15 protein-coding genes and 1 other RNA gene are annotated in these 16794 nt (G+C 60.0%); 12 read left to right on the top strand and 4 right to left on the bottom strand.

Features of this window, described 5'->3' with window-relative positions; genetic code table 11:
- Positions 1-45: 45 nt before the first annotated feature.
- Entirely contained in the window at positions 46-1398 is a 1353-nt protein-coding gene (locus ACQY8Q_RS25655) for a serine hydrolase domain-containing protein (protein ID WP_428429311.1), read from the top strand.
- Positions 1399-1452: 54 nt separating this feature from the next.
- On the opposite strand, the gene ACQY8Q_RS25650 is transcribed toward ACQY8Q_RS25655, so the two are convergent.
- From ACQY8Q_RS25650 to ACQY8Q_RS25635, 4 genes are all read right to left on the bottom strand, one after another.
- Positions 1453-2409: a transglycosylase SLT domain-containing protein gene (locus ACQY8Q_RS25650; RefSeq protein ID WP_428429309.1), complete on the bottom strand. Its 957-nt coding sequence runs from the start codon at positions 2407-2409 to the stop codon at positions 1453-1455.
- 117 nt (positions 2410-2526) lie between these two features.
- Positions 2527-3162: a LysE family translocator gene (locus tag ACQY8Q_RS25645; protein WP_428429307.1), complete on the bottom strand. Its 636-nt coding sequence runs from the start codon at positions 3160-3162 to the stop codon at positions 2527-2529.
- A gap of 84 nt (positions 3163-3246) precedes the next feature.
- Entirely contained in the window at positions 3247-4461 is a 1215-nt protein-coding gene (locus ACQY8Q_RS25640; RefSeq protein WP_428429305.1) for a pyrophosphate--fructose-6-phosphate 1-phosphotransferase, read from the bottom strand.
- Positions 4462-4560: 99 nt separating this feature from the next.
- The gene (locus ACQY8Q_RS25635) at positions 4561-5436 is read right to left on the bottom strand and encodes a DMT family transporter (protein ID WP_428429303.1); all 876 of its coding nucleotides are present in this window, start codon (positions 5434-5436) and stop codon (positions 4561-4563) included.
- A 319-nt stretch (positions 5437-5755) separates the two neighbouring features.
- Here ACQY8Q_RS25635 and ACQY8Q_RS25630 point away from each other — a divergent pair, with 319 nt between their 5' ends.
- The 11 genes from ACQY8Q_RS25630 (at position 5756) to ACQY8Q_RS25580 (ending at position 16774) form a co-directional block, all read left to right on the top strand.
- Positions 5756-6463 carry a TerB family tellurite resistance protein gene (locus tag ACQY8Q_RS25630; RefSeq protein ID WP_428429301.1) on the top strand — a complete coding sequence of 236 codons (708 nt, stop codon included), beginning with the start codon at positions 5756-5758 and terminating at the stop codon, positions 6461-6463.
- Entirely contained in the window at positions 6460-7224 is a 765-nt protein-coding gene (locus tag ACQY8Q_RS25625) for an N-acetylmuramoyl-L-alanine amidase (RefSeq protein ID WP_428429299.1), read from the top strand. The genes ACQY8Q_RS25630 and ACQY8Q_RS25625 overlap by 4 nt, the downstream gene beginning before the upstream one ends.
- 226 nt (positions 7225-7450) lie before the next feature.
- Positions 7451-7981, top strand: a complete 531-nt coding sequence (locus ACQY8Q_RS25620; protein ID WP_428429297.1) for a lytic transglycosylase domain-containing protein — start codon at positions 7451-7453, stop codon at positions 7979-7981.
- 109 nt (positions 7982-8090) lie between these two features.
- Positions 8091-9281 (top strand): NAD(P)/FAD-dependent oxidoreductase, encoded by a 1191-nt coding sequence (locus ACQY8Q_RS25615; RefSeq protein WP_428429295.1) that lies wholly within the window; start codon positions 8091-8093, stop codon positions 9279-9281.
- Between the two features lie 70 nt (positions 9282-9351).
- Positions 9352-9750, top strand: an RNA gene (rnpB, locus tag ACQY8Q_RS25610) — RNase P RNA component class A.
- A 422-nt stretch (positions 9751-10172) separates the two neighbouring features.
- Positions 10173-10613, top strand: coding sequence for a division/cell wall cluster transcriptional repressor MraZ (gene mraZ, locus ACQY8Q_RS25605; RefSeq protein ID WP_428429874.1), 441 nt, complete (start codon positions 10173-10175; stop codon positions 10611-10613).
- A gap of 14 nt (positions 10614-10627) precedes the next feature.
- Positions 10628-11653 (top strand): 16S rRNA (cytosine(1402)-N(4))-methyltransferase RsmH, encoded by a 1026-nt coding sequence (gene rsmH / locus ACQY8Q_RS25600; RefSeq protein ID WP_428429293.1) that lies wholly within the window; start codon positions 10628-10630, stop codon positions 11651-11653.
- 3 nt (positions 11654-11656) lie between these two features.
- On the top strand, positions 11657-12067 hold the full coding sequence (ftsL, locus tag ACQY8Q_RS25595) for a cell division protein FtsL (RefSeq protein ID WP_428429291.1): 411 nt from the start codon (positions 11657-11659) through the stop codon (positions 12065-12067).
- Positions 12067-13812, top strand: a complete 1746-nt coding sequence (locus ACQY8Q_RS25590; protein ID WP_428429290.1) for a peptidoglycan D,D-transpeptidase FtsI family protein — start codon at positions 12067-12069, stop codon at positions 13810-13812. Before ftsL ends, ACQY8Q_RS25590 begins: the two co-directional genes overlap by 1 nt.
- Before the next feature lie 63 nt (positions 13813-13875).
- On the top strand, positions 13876-15339 hold the full coding sequence (locus ACQY8Q_RS25585; RefSeq protein ID WP_428429289.1) for a UDP-N-acetylmuramoyl-L-alanyl-D-glutamate--2,6-diaminopimelate ligase: 1464 nt from the start codon (positions 13876-13878) through the stop codon (positions 15337-15339).
- A gap of 1 nt (position 15340) precedes the next feature.
- A complete protein-coding gene (locus ACQY8Q_RS25580; protein WP_428429288.1) occupies positions 15341-16774 on the top strand; it encodes a UDP-N-acetylmuramoylalanyl-D-glutamyl-2,6-diaminopimelate--D-alanyl-D-alanine ligase in 1434 nt (477 codons plus the stop codon).
- Positions 16775-16794 lie beyond the last annotated feature (20 nt).

Raw genomic sequence — 16794 nt, 5'->3', positions numbered from 1 at the left:
GTGAAATCCTGTTCTTCTGACACCAGCGAAGCAGGGACGATGTGCATGCGGAAAAAAAGGTGGTTCTGGCTCGCGGGCTCGGTATCGATAGCCGTGGCGGCTGTCGCGGGCTGGCTTGTCGTGGTGCCGCCGGATCTGCTGCGGGTCGGCGATGGTTATGCGGCCAAGATCGTCTGCTCGAACGTTTTCATCGCCGATCGGGACGCAAACACTGTTCTTGCCGACGATGTTCAGGCGCCCGGCCATCCGCTTTTGCGTCTGGTGCGGATATCGGTCGACGATATCCGGAAAACCGTTACGGCGCGCATGTTCGGTTTTGCAGCACCCGGCCGGGCAATCTACCGTGAAGGTCTCGGCTGCACCAATGTCACCGAAGGGGAGTTCGCAGCTTTCCCCGGAAACAGACAGCTTCGCCGCAGGCCGGCCCAGTCGGATGACGGCAAGCCGTGGCCGGATGGCAGCGGCACCGCCGTCAACCCGGCAATCCAGACGCTTTTGACCGATCCGCAGCTTGCGGGGCCGGGCATGCGCGCCATCGTCGTCGTCAAGGACGGCAGGATCGTTGCGGAAAACTATGGCGAGGGTTTTAGCAGCGCCACGCCTCTGCTTGGCTGGTCTATGACAAAGTCCGTGACCGCAGCCCTGATCGGCTTGAGGATCCGCGACGGACAGATGGCACTCGACCGGACCGAGCTGCTGCCGCAGTGGCGAAACGATCCGCGCAGCCAGATCAAGCTTGCCGACCTCATGGCCATGCAGAGTGGACTGCAGTTTAACGAGGATTACGGCGATGTGACCGACGTCACGCGCATGCTCTATCTGGAAGGCGACATGGCCAGCTTTTCGGCGGCCAAGCCGCTGGAGGCAAAACCGGGCGAGCGTTTCAGCTATTCCAGCGGCACGACAACCATTCTGTCGCGGCTGTGGATGGACACGTTCGCCAGCGTGCGCGAAGCGCTGACCTTTCCGCGCGCCGCACTCTTCAGGCCACTCGGCATGAACAGTGCTGTTCTGGAGCCGGACGGGCATGGCACCTTTGTCGGCTCGTCCTATATGTACGCGACAGCACGCGACTGGGCCCGGTTTGGCCTTTTCCTGCTGCAGAACGGCAGCTGGAACGGCGAACAATTGTTGCCGCCGGACTTTGTCAGCTACATGCGCACGCCCACCCAGGCATCTGGAGGACGTTATGGGGCAGGGCAGGTCTGGACGAAATTTGGAAATGACGGTGGTCCGCCTTTACCCGGCGATGCCTATTGGCTGCAGGGGCATGATGGCCAGACTGTGATGCTGGTGCCGTCACTCGGTCTTGCGGTCGTCCGGCTGGGATTGACGCCGTCACGCAGCGGCTATGACGTGCGCCAGTTGCAGGCCAAAATAGTTGAGGCGGTCAACTGACCGCCCCGGAACTTGAAATGAAATAAAAAAAGGGAAGGGAGAGGCTAGCCAACCTTACTTCATGCCCAATGTTTCGAGCAGGCCTTTGCGCTTGGCGTGGTAATAATAGCCGCTGGCATAGAGCTTGACCGCGCCGTCGTTCTGGTTGTCGGCCACCATCCAGGCGCCGGCCAGATATTTCGTCGCGTATTTCAGATTGGTTTCGGCATCGAACAGGCCTTCTGCCGTACCTTCATAGCCAAGACCCTTGGCCGTGTTGTAGCGGATCTGCATCAGGCCGTAATTGCCGGAGTGATAGGCGCGCGGATTGTAGGTGCTTTCGCGCTTGACGACGCGGTGCACCAGTTCTTCCGGGATATTGTTGAGCTTGGCGTAATAGGTGATCAGGCGGTCGAGTTCCGGACGCGAACTTGTCGGCTTGGCGCCAATGCCAAGCGAAGCAGGAATACTCCTTGCCATTGCATAGGCGCTTGCGCCGATCGAAGGCTTTGGCATGGGAACGATCATCTGCTTGGCGACCAGTGTCTCAAGCCCGACTGGCTCGCCGGTATCGAAATCCGATTCCATTGCAGCGACCATCATGCCTTGGGGAATCTGCGGCAAGCGATCGGACTTTGCCGATGCCTGCATATTGGTGGTTTCCGGCAGCACGGCGGCTGTTGCCGCTTGTGCTGCTGCAGATGTCTGCGGCGCTACCAGTGCATTGGCGGATGTTGCAGATATTGTTGCTTGATTGGCTGCGGCAACCTGTGCCGCTGCTGTTTCGCCGGGCTTCATCATCGCCGTTTCGGCGGCAAGTGCCGCAGTCGTTGCAGCGACGCCATCCGGTGTCGGCAGAGCGTAAGCCGTCATTTCCGTTCCAGGCTTCGGCAGCGGTGTCACCGTCTGCACCGCCATCAGCTGTTCCATTGGCGTTCGCTCAATGCTCGAGCAGCCGCTGACAAGCGATGCCGAGATCAGAGCACAGGCCGTAACAGCCGGTTTTGAAACGGAAAAACGGAAATTCGCCATGCTGTCACTTTCGTGCTGTCAGGCCCCACAGCCCTATGCAAATCAGCAGCCAGAGGCCACCATGCGCATAGCGTCATTAACCTATGAGACGGTGAACCGCAAGCGCAGGACGCCTTTTCAGGTGCCGGCGCGCCGCAAGCCCGCTGTCAGAAGGCCTGCACCGATCAAAAGCGACCCGCCCGTGCGATTGACGATCGTCTGAACTTTGGGCTTTCGAATCGTGTGGCGGGCAGCCGATGCCATCAGCGCATAGAGCGTTGCGTTAAGGGTTGCGAGCACCAGGAATGTGGTTTCAAAGATTAGCATCTGGTTGAACAGCGGGCGGCTGAGATCGAGGAACTGCGGCAGGAAGGCCACGAAAAAGACGATGCTTTTTGGGTTGAGCGCCGTGACCACATAAGTGTGCAGGAAGATCCGCAGCGGCTTTTCCGTCGGCACCGACATGGTGCCATCGGCAGCTTCAGCTGCGATTGGTGCGCGCCAAAGCTTGATGCCGAGCCAGATCAGATAGGCGGCGCCCACCCATTTCAGCACGGTGAAAATCGCTGCCGATGTGGCCAGCAATGCGCCAAGGCCGAGCATCGAGGCGGTCATCGCGGTGAAATCGCCAAGGGCTACGCCGGCGACCGTGGCGCTTGCGACCTTGCGCCCGTGGCCGAGTGCGTAGGAGATCACCAGAAGAATGGTCGGGCCAGGGATGGCAAGAAGAATGGAGGAGGCGGCGACGAAGGCCAGCCAGTGTTCGATCGACATGAAAACGGCTCCGTTTGGACTTGGCGTTCTATCGAGGAAGCCATGCGCAAACGGAGCCGTCAATAGGCGTTTATGAGCCGGATATCAGTTTGCCGGCGACCACTTCTGGCCGATCGCGTCCATGACCTCGCCGAACCATTTCACCGAGGTGTCGAAGTGCTTGCCGCCACGGATGCGCGGGAATTCGATCGTGCGCAGCTTGCCGCCCTGGTCCTCGTCATGGCCGGTGACGCCGGAGACCTTGTTCAGCGCGCTTTCGACGGCGAGATCGACCATGCCCTGGATGAGGCGCAGGTCGTCGGCGTTGGCCGGTGCGGAGCGGGCATAGTAGCCGGACTTCTGCACCATCGAACGCTCGGCGCCGAGAAGGGCAGCGAACTGCTTGGTGAACCAGCCGCCGACATTGATCGTGTCGATCTTCACATGGCCGAAGGCATCGCGCTTGACGGCTTCACCGGCGGCTTCGCGTTCGGCAACGACGGCATCGAGGCAGGCGCCTTCGGAGACGAACAGCGTGACAAAGCCGGTCTTGTCCATGACGGAGCGCAGCCGCGCGGCTTCGATTTCCAGATTGAACGCAGTCTCGGGCAGATAGAGGCCGTCGATGTTCTTCATCTGCCGGTTCATCATGAAGCCGTCGACGAATTCCCGATCGTCGATGTGCTGAATGTAAGAGCGTGCCGTCGCGGCTGTCAGCCAGCCGCAATGGCGGCCCATGACTTCGTGGACGACGAGCGTGCGCGGGGCAGCACTCTGTTCGTTGCTGACATTGTCGAAGAATTTCGCGCCATATTCGGCAGCAGTCCAGGCGCCGAGCGACTGGCGGATCGGTACAACGTCGTTATCGACCGTCTTCGGCAGGCCAACGACTGTAAGGTCATAGCCATTAGCGCCGAGATAGGCGGCAAGGTCGGCGGCCGTGATGTTGGTGTCGTCACCGCCGATCGTGTGCAGGATGGTGATGCCGTCCGCTGCCAGCCGTTCGGCTGCCACCCTGAGCGGGTTCTGGCCTTCCTTGACCAGGCCGCGCTTGATGCAATCGGCCGTGTTGGTCAGCTTTACCCGGCTGTTGCCGATCGGCGAGCCGCCATGGCGGTGGAGGATATGGGCTTTTTCCCGCATGTCGCGGGTGATCTCGATGCGGTCGGCCAGCAGCAGGCCCTGATATCCGGAGCGGTAGGCCACGAGCTCGATGTCGGGCGCGATGTCGGTATAGCGCTCGATCAGGCCGCCCACGGCAGAGGACAGACAGGGCGCGAGCCCGCCTGCGGTCAGCATTGCAACTTTCTGTTTGGCCATGGAGTCCTCCTAGGGGATTGCGGCAAGATCGTTCGCGGTCTCTCTAGCGCAATTCCCATGGAAGTTAAATGACATGCTGCAGGTATCGGGGTGGACAGCTTAAGCGATGCGCGATTTTCGCCCGAGCCAGACGATGAGGGCAACGGCAACGGCAAAGCCGATTGTCGATGGGCTGATAACTTCACCGAGCAGGACTGCCGAGACAGCGAGCGTGACGAATGTCTGCAGCAATTGCACTTGCGCCACACGTGCGATACCGCCGAGCGCCAGTCCGGCATTCCAGAAGATGAAGCCGGCAAACATCGACATCAGGCCGAGATAGGAGAGGGCGCCGAGTTCGACTGGGGTCGGCGCCTGAATGCCATCTTTCATGACCAGCAATGTCGCAACGACAGAGAGCGGTGCGGTAATGACTAGCGCCCAGGAGATCACCTCCCAGCCCGGAATGATGCGCGAAACCTTGGCAGACAACACGTAGCCGAGCGAAGCGGTGACGGCGGCGAGAAACAGCCAGGCATCGCCGGCCTGCAGGTGAAAGCCGCTGTCGCGGATGGAAAAAAATACCACGAGCGCTGCGCCGGCAAGACCATAGGCCCAGAAGGCCGGGCCCGGCCGCTCGCCATCGACGAGCGCGGCGAAGATCGAGGTCAAAAGCGGCAGGATGCCGAGAATGACGCCACCATGGCTGGCCGGGATGGTCTGCATCGCCGTGGTGGAGAAGATCGGGAAACCATAGACGACGCAGATGCCAGCGCCGAGCAGCATTGGGCCTTGTCCTTTTGGCCACTTTTTCCGCATCAGAAGCAGCGTCAGTCCGGCCGCTATCGAGGCGATCACGGCGCGGCCGAAGGTGATGAAAAACGGCGAAAAACCGCCAAGCGCAATGTGCGTCATCGGCAGGGTGACGCCGAAAATGGTGACGCCGATCAGGCCGAGTGCCATGCCCATGGCCTGCGGGTGGGTGGAAATGCGCATCGGAACTCCAACGGAATGTGGATTGTCCGGTCGCACCCTGGCCGGTTCGAAGTCAAATTCATTTGAATGATTGAACGATCACGGCAACGAATGCTATAATAGTGAGGTGCCATCACAAATTCGTCATTTGAGCCGAATCCGCGGCTCTGGCTCCTTGCAATCCGCGCCAACATCTGGTCATGCTGTTGCTCGAGCTGCATGAGACTATCGTGGCGGCACAGTCGTGTCAGCCGCTTTGCATGTGTGCATGGACGTTTTGCCCATGCCGTCTCCACCTGAAGCGCCCTGGGATCAGCCAGTAATGGGAAAGAACGTACCTATGTCATTCTGGGATAGCATCCTCAGCATCGTCACCGCGACGGGCAATGCGCTCGCCGGTGTGATCGAAGCTGTGCGGACGCTGTTTGAAGGCGATCCGGAAACCCGCCGCAAGGTAGCGTTTTCCGTCGCCATGATTGCGCTGTCCGCCAAGATGGCAAAGGCCGATGGCATCGTTACCGAGGCCGAAGTGTCGGCGTTTCGCGATATCTTCAAGTTTCCCGACGATCAGGCGCAGAACGTTGCCCGGCTCTACAATCTGGCCCGTCAGGATGTTGCCGGTTTCGAGGCCTATGCTGAAAAACTGGCGTCGCTTTGTGTTTCCTGCGATCAGAATTGCCCGGTGCTGGAGGACATCGTTGATGGGCTCTTCCATATCGCCAAGTCTGACGGTGCCATCCATGAGAAGGAACTGAACTTTCTCTCCCGCGTCGCCGAGATCTTCCATATGAAGGAAGAGCGCTTTCAGGAGATCATGGCCCGCCACGTGCACAGCGCCGGCGCCGATCCCTACAAGATTCTTGGCGTTTCGCCGAAGGACGATTTTTCGATCATCCGCAAGCGCTACCGTGTGCTGGTGTCTGAAAACCATCCTGATATTCTGGTTGCCCGTGGCGTGCCGCAAGAGCTACAGGCGATTGCCAACGATCGTATGGCTGAACTCAATGCCGCCTATGAGGCGATCGAGAAAGAACGCCGCGCCGCATGACGGACTTCGCCTGTGACTATCCCGCCGCACGCGTCGTGCCGTCGCCCAACCATGGCGAAAGGGCAGGCGGGCTGAAACCCGACATGATCATCCTGCACTATACCGGCATGGCAACGGCAGCGGCCGCTCTCGACTGGCTTTGCCGCGAGGAAAGCCAAGTCTCCAGCCATTATTTCGTTCACGGGGATGGCCGCGTCGATCAGCTGGTCGCCGAAGATCGGCGCGCCTGGCATGCCGGCAAGAGCAACTGGAAGGGCGAGACCGACATCAATTCCCGCTCGATCGGCATCGAAATCGCGAATGCCGGCCATCCCGGCGGACTGCCGGATTTCCCCTCCGTACAGATCGATGCGGTCGTCGAACTGTGTCGAAACTGCGGCGAACGGTGGTCGATCACCCCTGAGCGGGTACTGGCGCATAGCGATATCGCCCCTATTCGCAAGGTTGATCCTGGAGAAAAATTTCCTTGGGAACGGCTGCATTCCGGGGGCGTCGGGCATTGGGTTCCACCGGCCCCGATCGGTGGCGGACGGTTTTTCCAGCGCGGCGATCAGGGGCAACCTGTCGAGGCGGTGCAGACGATGCTGTCGCTATACGGCTACGGAATTGAAGTGACAGGTGTTTTCTGCGAGAAAACCGAGGGTGCGGTGGCCGCATTCCAGCGTCATTTCCGCCCAATGCAGGTCGATGGCATCGCCGATATTTCGACGCTGGACACGCTGCACAGACTGCTTTCGGGCTTGCCGAATTTCAGCCGGTGAGCGGCGGTTGCGCCAGAAATTCCAAGGGCCTTTTCACGCCGTCTCCTGACTAATTTTGTGCACTGCCACATCATCACCATGATGCCGGGGTCTTTTGCGGCCATACCAAACCGCAGGGAAATCAGGCCTCCAGCCCTTCCTGTTGATGACGAAAATCGGGTGCGAGACGGCAGGGCGGGGTGCGCCCACATGGCCGCAGCGCCCGAAAGTGGAGACTTCAAGCTAAATGAGAATATCGTATCTTGCTGCGGCGGCGGCATGCTTCTGCATGCTGATTTCCGGGGTTGAAACGTCGTATGCCGGGGGCACCGACAAGACCATCACATCCTCCATCAAGCCAGTGACCAGAACGACCGGTTATGCTGCACCGGGCGTCAACGCGCTCAAATCTTCCGTCTACAGCGGCCTGATCCAGACCTATGCCAAACAATACGGCGTCCCTGTTGATCTTGCCCATGCGGTGATCAAGGTCGAGAGCAATTTCAACCCCAAGGCACGCGGAAGTGCCGGCGAAGTCGGCCTGATGCAGATCAAGCCCGCCACGGCACGGATGATGGGTTATTCCGGCGGCAAAAACGGCCTGTTCGATCCCGAGACCAACATCAAATTCGGCATGAAATATCTCGCCGTGGCACACGAACTGTCCGGTGGTTTCACCTGCGGCACGATCCTGCGCTACAATGCCGGGCACGGTGCCAAGAAGATGAACCCGGTGTCGCGCCGCTATTGCGGCAAGGTGCAGGCAATCATCGATTGATGTGAAGGGATGCCGGATCGCATGTCCGGCGGCGCTCTTTTTCACATTCGCAGATGTCAGCCGGCCGATGCCATGATATTGCCGAAGGATCGTTTTCCGAGGGCGTAACATGGTAGGCACATTCGATTTCATCATTGTTGGCAAAGGCATGATGGGCGCAGCGGCCGCCCGGCACCTGGCGAAAAGCGGTGCTAAGATCGCATTGATCGGGCCGGACGAGCCAGAAGACTGGGCAAACCACGGTGGCGTCTTTAGCAGCCACTATGACAATGGCCGCATCACGCGCACGATCGATCCAGACCCGGTCTGGGCGCTCCTGGCGCAGCGCTCGATCGAACGCTACGCCGATATCGAAACCGGCAGCGGTGTCGATTTCTACAGCGAAGCCGGTTGCCTGATCGCCGCACCTCTTCCGGGTGGCGAGGAAAGCACGCTCGACAATGTGATTGCCGCCCGCAACCGTCTTGGCGTTGTGGCGCCTTTTATCGACGAGCAAGGACTTGCCGAGCAGTTTCCCTGGTTCCGGTTTCCAGCAGGCTATGGCGGCGTGTTTGAGCCTCGCAACGCGGGCCATATCGACCCGCGTGCACTGGTGAAGGCGCAGGTCATTCTGGCCGAAAAGGCCGGCGTGACGATCATTCGCTCTGAGGTTTCGGCTGTCGCCCGGGTTGGAAGCAGCGTCAATGTCCAAACGGTTGACGGGTCGACCATCCGGGGTGGGCGTGCCGTTATCGCCGCCGGTGGATTTTCGATTTCCGGGCAATTGCTTGCCCGGCCGCTCGATCTCGCCGTCAAGGCGCGTACCGTGCTGTTTGCCGAGGTGGCGGAGGCTGATCTGCCACGGTTTGCCGGAATGCCGTCGCTGATCGGTTCGGCCCTTCAGCAGGACGAGAGCTATTATCTGTTGCCACCGATCCGCTACCCGGACGGCAAGCATTACATCAAGATCGGCGGCGATCCGAGCGATATCAATATCGGCTCAGAGCCCGAGGTTCGCGCCTGGTTCCGGGGGCAGGCCAACCGGTCAGCAGCCGATCATATGTCGGGTCTTCTGGCGCGCGCCATGCCGTCCTTTACGCCCGCTTCGCTCCGGTGGAGCCCTTGCGTTACCACCTTCACCCGCCACGGCTATCCCTATATCGGCTTTGCCGATACCGACCGCATCGCTGTTTTGACCGGCGGCAATGGTGCTGCGGCCAAGAGTTCGGACGAAATCGGCCGGCTTGGCGCGTCACTGCTTCTGAACGGTGTGCTCGATGCGCCCGAATACGATACGGATTTTGCTGTCTGCTTCCGCTAGCAGCGCGGCATCACAGACTTTTTGCTTTTGTCTCTGGCAATTGGCGGACACCTCGGCTATGCACCGCGAGCCAGTTGGCCGGGCAGCCGCGCTCCGCTATGACCGAAAGGTTGCGGGGGGAGGAAAGTCCGGGCTCCACGGAAAAACGGTGCCGGATAACGTCCGGCGGGGGCGACCCCAGGGAAAGTGCCACAGAGAGAATACCGCCTGCGTTTACGCAGGTAAGGGTGAAAGGGTGGGGTAAGAGCCCACCGCACGCATGGCAACATGGGTGGCAAGGCAAACCCCACCGGGAGCAAAACCGAATAGGGATGACGTGGTTCGCGCAAGCGTTCCGGCCTTTTCCGGGTCAGTCATCCGGGTGGGTTGCAGGAGGCAGCGCGCAAGCGTTGTCCCAGATGAATGGCTGCCACGTTCCGGCTTTCGGGCCGGAGCCATACAGAACCCGGCTTACAGGCCAACTGGCAAATTCCCTTATTTTTCAATTTCATAAACTGCGACCTTGGAGGTCGCGTATCCAATTGAATCTCAATTTCAATTAGGTTTTTCTAAAGAAGCGAACCGGGAATTCGTAAACCGCAATTCGCCGGTGGAGCCACGGTCGTGGCTATGCGTTTGTAACCATTTGTTAAACTTAACGGACTATCAATATTTGCCAACGACGCGTGCCGAAATAGACCAAATCCCATTGACGCCCATATGGTCCCATGTTATCCCAACGATGCACTGCACACGGGCTGATTCAAGCCTACTCACCGCAAGTTTCGGGATTGCTCCGTAAGGAGTTTTCGATCGGGCATGTCGCCCGGCTGTGGGGTGCTGCGCGTCCTTTTGATGGTGTGTGTGGGCTGTTGGGGCTGGCATGTCCACCGGGAACGGCTGTATCGTGTCATGAACCGCTTCCTTTCGCATGCGACAAACCGGATCGATTCCAAGGGGCGGGTTTCCGTTCCTTCGATGTTTCGCTCTGTCTTGTCGGCGCTGGATATTCGGGAGCTTTACTGCTTTCAGGATTTCGTCTTTCCGGCTATCAGCGCCGGCGGTCCCGAGTTGCTGGACCGCTTCGAAAGGCAAATCAGCGGCGAGGATCCATTTTCGCCGCAGGCCAATCAGATGTCGCTCCTTGTTCATGGGGGCGGGGTCTTCATGAAGCTCGACCAGGAAGGCCGGTTGATGGTCACGGATTTCATCCGCGATTTCACGGGCATCGACACGGAAGTCACTTTCGTGGGGCGGGCGGATCATTTTCAGTTGTGGGCGCCGCACGTGTTTGCGGAAACGCAGGCAGCGGCAAGAGAAGAGCGCAGATTGCGAGGTCTGCGTTCGGGCTAGAGTGGAGAAGCGGAATGATGACGGATCAAGGCGCAGGTTTTACCGATGCCGAAGGCGGACCGGTCCGCCACATTCCGGTTCTTCTCCCCGAGGTTCTCGCCAGTCTGGATATCGCTCCGGGCAAAATCATTCTTGATGGTACATTTGGTGCGGGCGGTTACACGGCGGCGATCCTTGCTGCGGGTGCCGATGTCATCGCGCTGGATCGCGATCCGGCGGCCATTCTCGGTGGTCAGCCGCTGGTTGAGGCCAGCGCCGGCCGCCTGACGCTCGTGCAGTCACAGTTTTCCGATCTCGCGCAGCACGCTCCGCCCGAAGGCTTGGATGGTATTGTGCTTGATATCGGTGTTTCCTCGATGCAGATCGACGAGGCGGATCGAGGCTTCTCGTTTCAGCGCAAGGGGCCGCTGGACATGCGCATGTCGTCGTATGGTGTTTCTGCAGCCGATGTCGTCAATCGCGCCAAGGTGACCGATCTCACACGTATTTTCGGCTTTCTCGGTGAAGAGCCGCAATCCGGCCGCATCGCTCGCGCCATCGAAAAGCGCCGGCTTGAAGAGCCGTTCGTGACGACCCGCGATCTTGCCGGTCTGATCGAGGTCGTGACGCCGCGCAAGGCCAAGGACAAGATCCATCCTGCCACCCGCGTTTTTCAGGCGCTGCGCATTTTCGTCAACGACGAGCTTGGTGAGCTGGCCAGCGCGCTGTTTGCCGCTGAGCGCGTCCTGAAGCCCGGCGGACGGTTGACCGTGGTCACATTCCATTCGCTGGAAGACCGGATCGTCAAGAAATTCTTTCAGGACCGCGCCGGCAAGGCTTCGGGATCGCGCCATCTGCCGATCGCCCACGAACGCGCGGCAACCTTCGCACCAGTTGGGAAATCTATGGTGGCTGCCAGCGAAGAAGAAGCGTCCCGCAATCCACGTGCCCGGTCCGCCAAGATGCGGGTTGGTGCCCGCACCGATGCTCCGCCTGAGGCAGATGATCTGTCCATTTTCGATCTGCCGAACCTTGCAAGCCTTGGAAAGATGGGGGGCTAAGTCATGTTGCGTAGTTTTGACATCGTCCTGATCGTCGTCATGACCGCGGCTGCCACGGTCACCTACACGATCAAGCACCAGGCTGAAAACAAGCTCGAGGAAGTTCGCAAGCTCGAGGCCGGCATCAAGCTTGAGGAAGACACGATCGATCTGCTGCGCGCCGACTGGGCGCTGCTGACCCAGCCCAACAGGCTGGAGAAACTCGTCACTGTCTATCAGCAGGATCTGCAGCTTGCGCCCACCGACCCGACCCAGCTTGCCCGTCCGGAAGAATTGCCGATGCTGAAGGCTGACATGCCGCCGCCGGCCGATGTTCTGGAAGCGATGGGACTGGCCAAGGGCAAGGGGAATGGCAAGTCCAAGAAGCCGGTGGCTGACACAGACGATATTGCAACGGGTTCGGTGGATCGCTGATGTCTTTTCTCTCCCGCATCATGGTCGTCAAGAGCAAGGCGCATTTTTCCGCCGGCGGCAACAACCATCCCGGCGATCTCGGCAGGCCGTTCGAGGGTACGCGCAAGCGGACAAGCAACCAGGCGAAAAGCCGGGTTGCCATCGTCATCGCCAGCTTTACGGCGGTTTACTGCATCATCGGGGGCCGTCTGGTTCAATACGGTCTGGCCCAGCCGGAGACCGTCTCCAGCATCGGCCGCGCCGACAATCTGATGGCGTCGCGCCCGGATATTCTCGACCGTAATGGTGAAATTCTGGCGACCGACATCCGCACGGTTTCGCTCTATACGGAACCACACAAGATTGTTGATGCCGACGAAGCGGTTGAGCAACTCTCGACCGTGCTGCCCAGCCTGAATGTCACCGATATCTACAACAAGCTGAAATCGCCATCGCGCTTCCAATGGTTGCGCCGTCAATTGACCCCGAAGCAGCAGAGCGAAATCCTGGCGCTCGGCATTCCCGGCATCGGTTTCCGGCCGGAAAAGCGCCGGTTCTATCCGGGTGGCGCTACCGCTTCGCATATTGTCGGTCATGTCAATGTCGATAACCGCGGCATCGCCGGTATGGAGCGCTGGATCGACAGCCAGGGGCTTGCCGATCTCGCGGCCATCGGCATGACCAGTGATGCCAAGCTCGAGCCGGTTAAATTGTCGATCGACCTGCGCGTTCAGAATATCCTGCGCGATGTCGTCGTCGATGCAATGACGAAATTCCGCTCGCTTGCCGCCGGTGGCGTGGTACTGGATGTCAGGACAGGCGAAGTCCTCGCCATGGTCTCCTATCCGGATTACGACCCCAACAAGCCGGCTGATGGCGCCAAGGAAGGCTGGATGAACCGCATGTCGAACGGTACGTTCGAGATGGGGTCGACGTTTAAATCCTTCACGACGGCGATGGCGCTCGATTCAGGCAAGGTAAAGCTCACCGACAGTTTTGACGCGACAAACCCGATCCGCATCGGCGGCTTTACGATCAAGGACTTCCACGGCAAGCGCCGCGTTCTGACCGTGCCGGAAATCTTTCAGTATTCGTCCAACATCGGTACGGCCAAGATGGCCGACATCGTCGGCATCGAGGGCCACAAGGAGTTTCTCACCCGCATCGGGCTGCTGACCAAAATGCCGACCGAACTGCCGGAAGTGAAGACGCCGAGCCAGCCGCGCGTATGGAAGAAGATCAACTCGATCACCATCTCGTTCGGCCACGGCGTCTCGACCACACCGTTGCAAACGGCAGTGGCGGGGGCTGCCCTTTTGAACGGCGGCAACCTGATCGAGCCGACCTTCCTGCCGCGCACGATTGAGGAGGCGCAGGCCGCTTCGACCAAGGTTATCAAGAAATCGACCAGCGACGATATGCGATTCCTGTTCCGCTGGAACGGCGTCAACGGCTCGGGCCGCAACGCCCGTGTGCCGGGCTTCAATGTTGGCGGCAAGACCGGTACGGCCGACAAGGTTGTGAATGGCCGCTATTCGAACGACGCCAACTTCAACGCCTTCCTGGCCGGCTTCCCGATCGATGACCCGCGTTATGTGGTCCTGACCTTTATCGACGAGCCGAAGACCGACAAGGGCAATGGCGCGGCACTGGCGGGCAATACCGCCGCACCGATGGTGCGTGACATCATCAGCCGGTCGGCGCCGCTGCTCGGCGTCGAGCCGAAGTTCGGTGAAGACGGTTCTGCCTTGCTTGTGTCTTATTGACCATGGAATGACAATCTGAAGGATTCGCCGCCCGGCGCGTCGATTAAACTGAAAAGTGCATCCATGAAGATCAAAGATCTGATCGGGAAGGATTTCCCGGAAATTGCGTCACAGCTGGACTCGAAAGCCGGCGATATCGACATCGCCGCCATCACTGCCGATAGCCGGCAGGTTGGCCCGGGCACGTTGTTCATGGCGCTGTCTGGAAGCAAGGCTGACGGCAAGGCTTTCATCGACGAGGCAATCGCCCGCGGAGCCGCCGCTGTCGTCACCGGCGCAAAGTTTGAAGGCAATGCTCCGGCAATCCCCATCCTGTTCGCATCGACCCCGCGCCGCGTGCTGGCAATCGCTGCGGCCAATTTCTATGGCCGCCAGCCGGATACGATGGTTGCCGTCACTGGCACGGCCGGCAAGACCTCGGTTGCCTCCTTTGCCCGGCAGATCTGGGCGCATGCCGGTTTTGCAGCTGCGATGATCGGCACGACCGGTGTGATTGCGCCTGGCCGCAACGATTACGGTTCTCTGACAACACCCGATCCGGTGTCCTTGCACAAGCTTCTGGCCGAACTGTCCGACGCAGGTGTCACCCATGCGGCAATGGAAGCGTCCAGCCACGGGCTCGACCAGAACCGGCTCGACGGCGTCCGGCTTGCTGCTGCCGGTTTCACCAATCTGGGCCGCGACCACATGGATTATCACCCGACTGTCGAGGACTACATGGCCGCCAAGATGCGGCTGTTCGACGGTGTCTTGCCGAAGGGCTCACCGGCGGTGATCTTTTCCGACGATCCCTGGTCGGCGCAGGCGATTGCCGCTGCCAAGGCTGGTGGCCACGAAGTTTTGACGGTCGGCCGCAAGGGCGACTACCTGTCGCTGAAGCGCGTCGAGCATTTCCGCCATAAACAGATTGCCGAAATCCATGTCGGCGACGAGATTTTCGAAGTGCATGTGCCGCTCGCAGGCGATTTCCAGATATCGAACGCGCTGGTTGCGGCCGGTCTTGCCATGTCCACCGGCGTTAGTGCCAGGGCGACGATGGCAGCGCTTGAGAAGCTGCAAGGGGCTTCCGGCCGTTTGGAACTGGTCGGCCATACCAAGGAGGGCGCGCTTGCTTACGTCGATTACGCCCACAAGCCGGATGCGCTGGAAAATGTATTGATGTCGGTTCGCCCGTTCACTACCGGCCGCATCATCGTGGTGTTCGGCTGCGGCGGCGACCGGGACAAGGGCAAGCGTCCGATCATGGGCGAGATCGCCACGAGGCTCGCCGATGTAGTGATCGTCACGGACGACAACCCGCGCTCGGAAGTTCCCGCCGTCATTCGCAGCGAGATCATGGCTGCCGCCAAGGGTGCCACCGAGATCGGCGACCGCGCCGAAGCGATCAAGGCTGCCGTCGATATGCTGAAATCGGGCGACACACTGATCGTTGCCGGCAAGGGGCATGAGGAGGGGCAGACCGTCGGCTCCATCACCTTGCCGTTCTCCGATCACGACGAATTGCGCAAGGCATTGGGAGGGCATTGATTTGAGCTTTCTCTGGACAACAAGCGACCTGATGGCGGCCATGCACGGCCGCCCGAGGGGAAATCTGCCCGAGGGCATTACGGGCATTTCGATCGACAGCCGTTCGCTCGGCAAAGGGGAGGCATTTTTCGCCATCAAGGGCGACCGCGTCGATGGGCACGATTATGCCGGTATCGCTTTGGCCAATGGTGCAACGCTTCTGGTCGTCAGCGAAGCCAAAATTCCGGCGCTCGGGCGGCTGAATGGACCGATGATCGTTGTCGATGACGTGCTGGAGGCGATGGTGCGGCTGGGTTGTGCTGCGCGTGATCGAAGTGCCGCCAAGATCATCGCCGTCACCGGATCCGTCGGCAAGACTACGACCAAGGAGATGCTGCGGCATATGCTTGAGCCATCCGGCCGGGTGCATGCGTCCGTTGCGTCGTTCAACAATCACTGGGGCGTGCCGCTGACCCTGTCGCGCATGCCCGAAAACACTGATTTCGGCATTTTCGAAATCGGTATGAACCATGCCGACGAAATCCGGCCGCTGGTCAAGATGGTGCGGCCGCATGTGGCCATCATCACCACGATCGCTGCGGCGCATCTCGGCAATTTCAAGGACCTCGAGGAAATCGCGACTGCAAAGGCTGAAATCATGGAGGGCCTCGTTGATGACGGCCACGTGATCCTCAACCGCGACAACGAACAGTTCGACATGCTGGAGAAGACAGCAAACGCGCTGGGTATCGCTCACGTTCACAGCTTCGGCAGCAGCGCCAAAGCCGATTTCCGCATGGTTGAATATGTAGGCGGCTCGGAAGGCGGCGTGCTGTGGGCTGCACTCGACGGCAAGACACTGGAAATCCAGATGGGTGCGCCCGGCCGTCATATCGCCGAGAATGCGCTGGCGGCTCTCGGAGCGGCCAGCCTTGTCGGCGCGGATATGGATGCGGCTCTTGCTGCGCTTGCAACGCTTCAGCCCGAAAAGGGACGGGGCGCCCGCCACCGCCTTTCGATCGGGTCCGGAACGTTTGTGCTGATCGACGAAAGCTACAACGCCAATCCGGCTTCGATGCGAGCGGCGATCTCGCTGCTGAAAGATACGGTCCTGCCTGACGGCGGGCGCCGGATCGCCATTCTTGGCGACATGCTGGAAATGGGCGAGACCACTAGCGAAATTCATGCCCGACTGGCCGCTCCGCTGGTCGAAGCCGGGATTACGGATATCTGGCTCGCCGGAGAAGAAATGGCGCATCTGCGTGATGCGCTGCCTGACGGTACGCATGTCGAATACCGGCTGTCGGTCATTGAGCTGAAGGAATTTGCGCTCGGCTCTATCGCTGCCAGGGATGTGGTGATGATCAAATCGTCGAAGGGGACCGGCTGCGGCAGGATCGTTTCGGCTCTTCTTGAGCTCTATCCGGCCCATTTGGGTGCGCAACACGCTGAATAAAGGCAGGACAAGGCATTCTT

This window comes from Pararhizobium sp., from assembly GCF_965279435.1.
GTDB lineage: Bacteria > Pseudomonadota > Alphaproteobacteria > Rhizobiales > Rhizobiaceae > Pararhizobium.
This window is presented reverse-complemented; position numbering and strand designations above follow the sequence as displayed.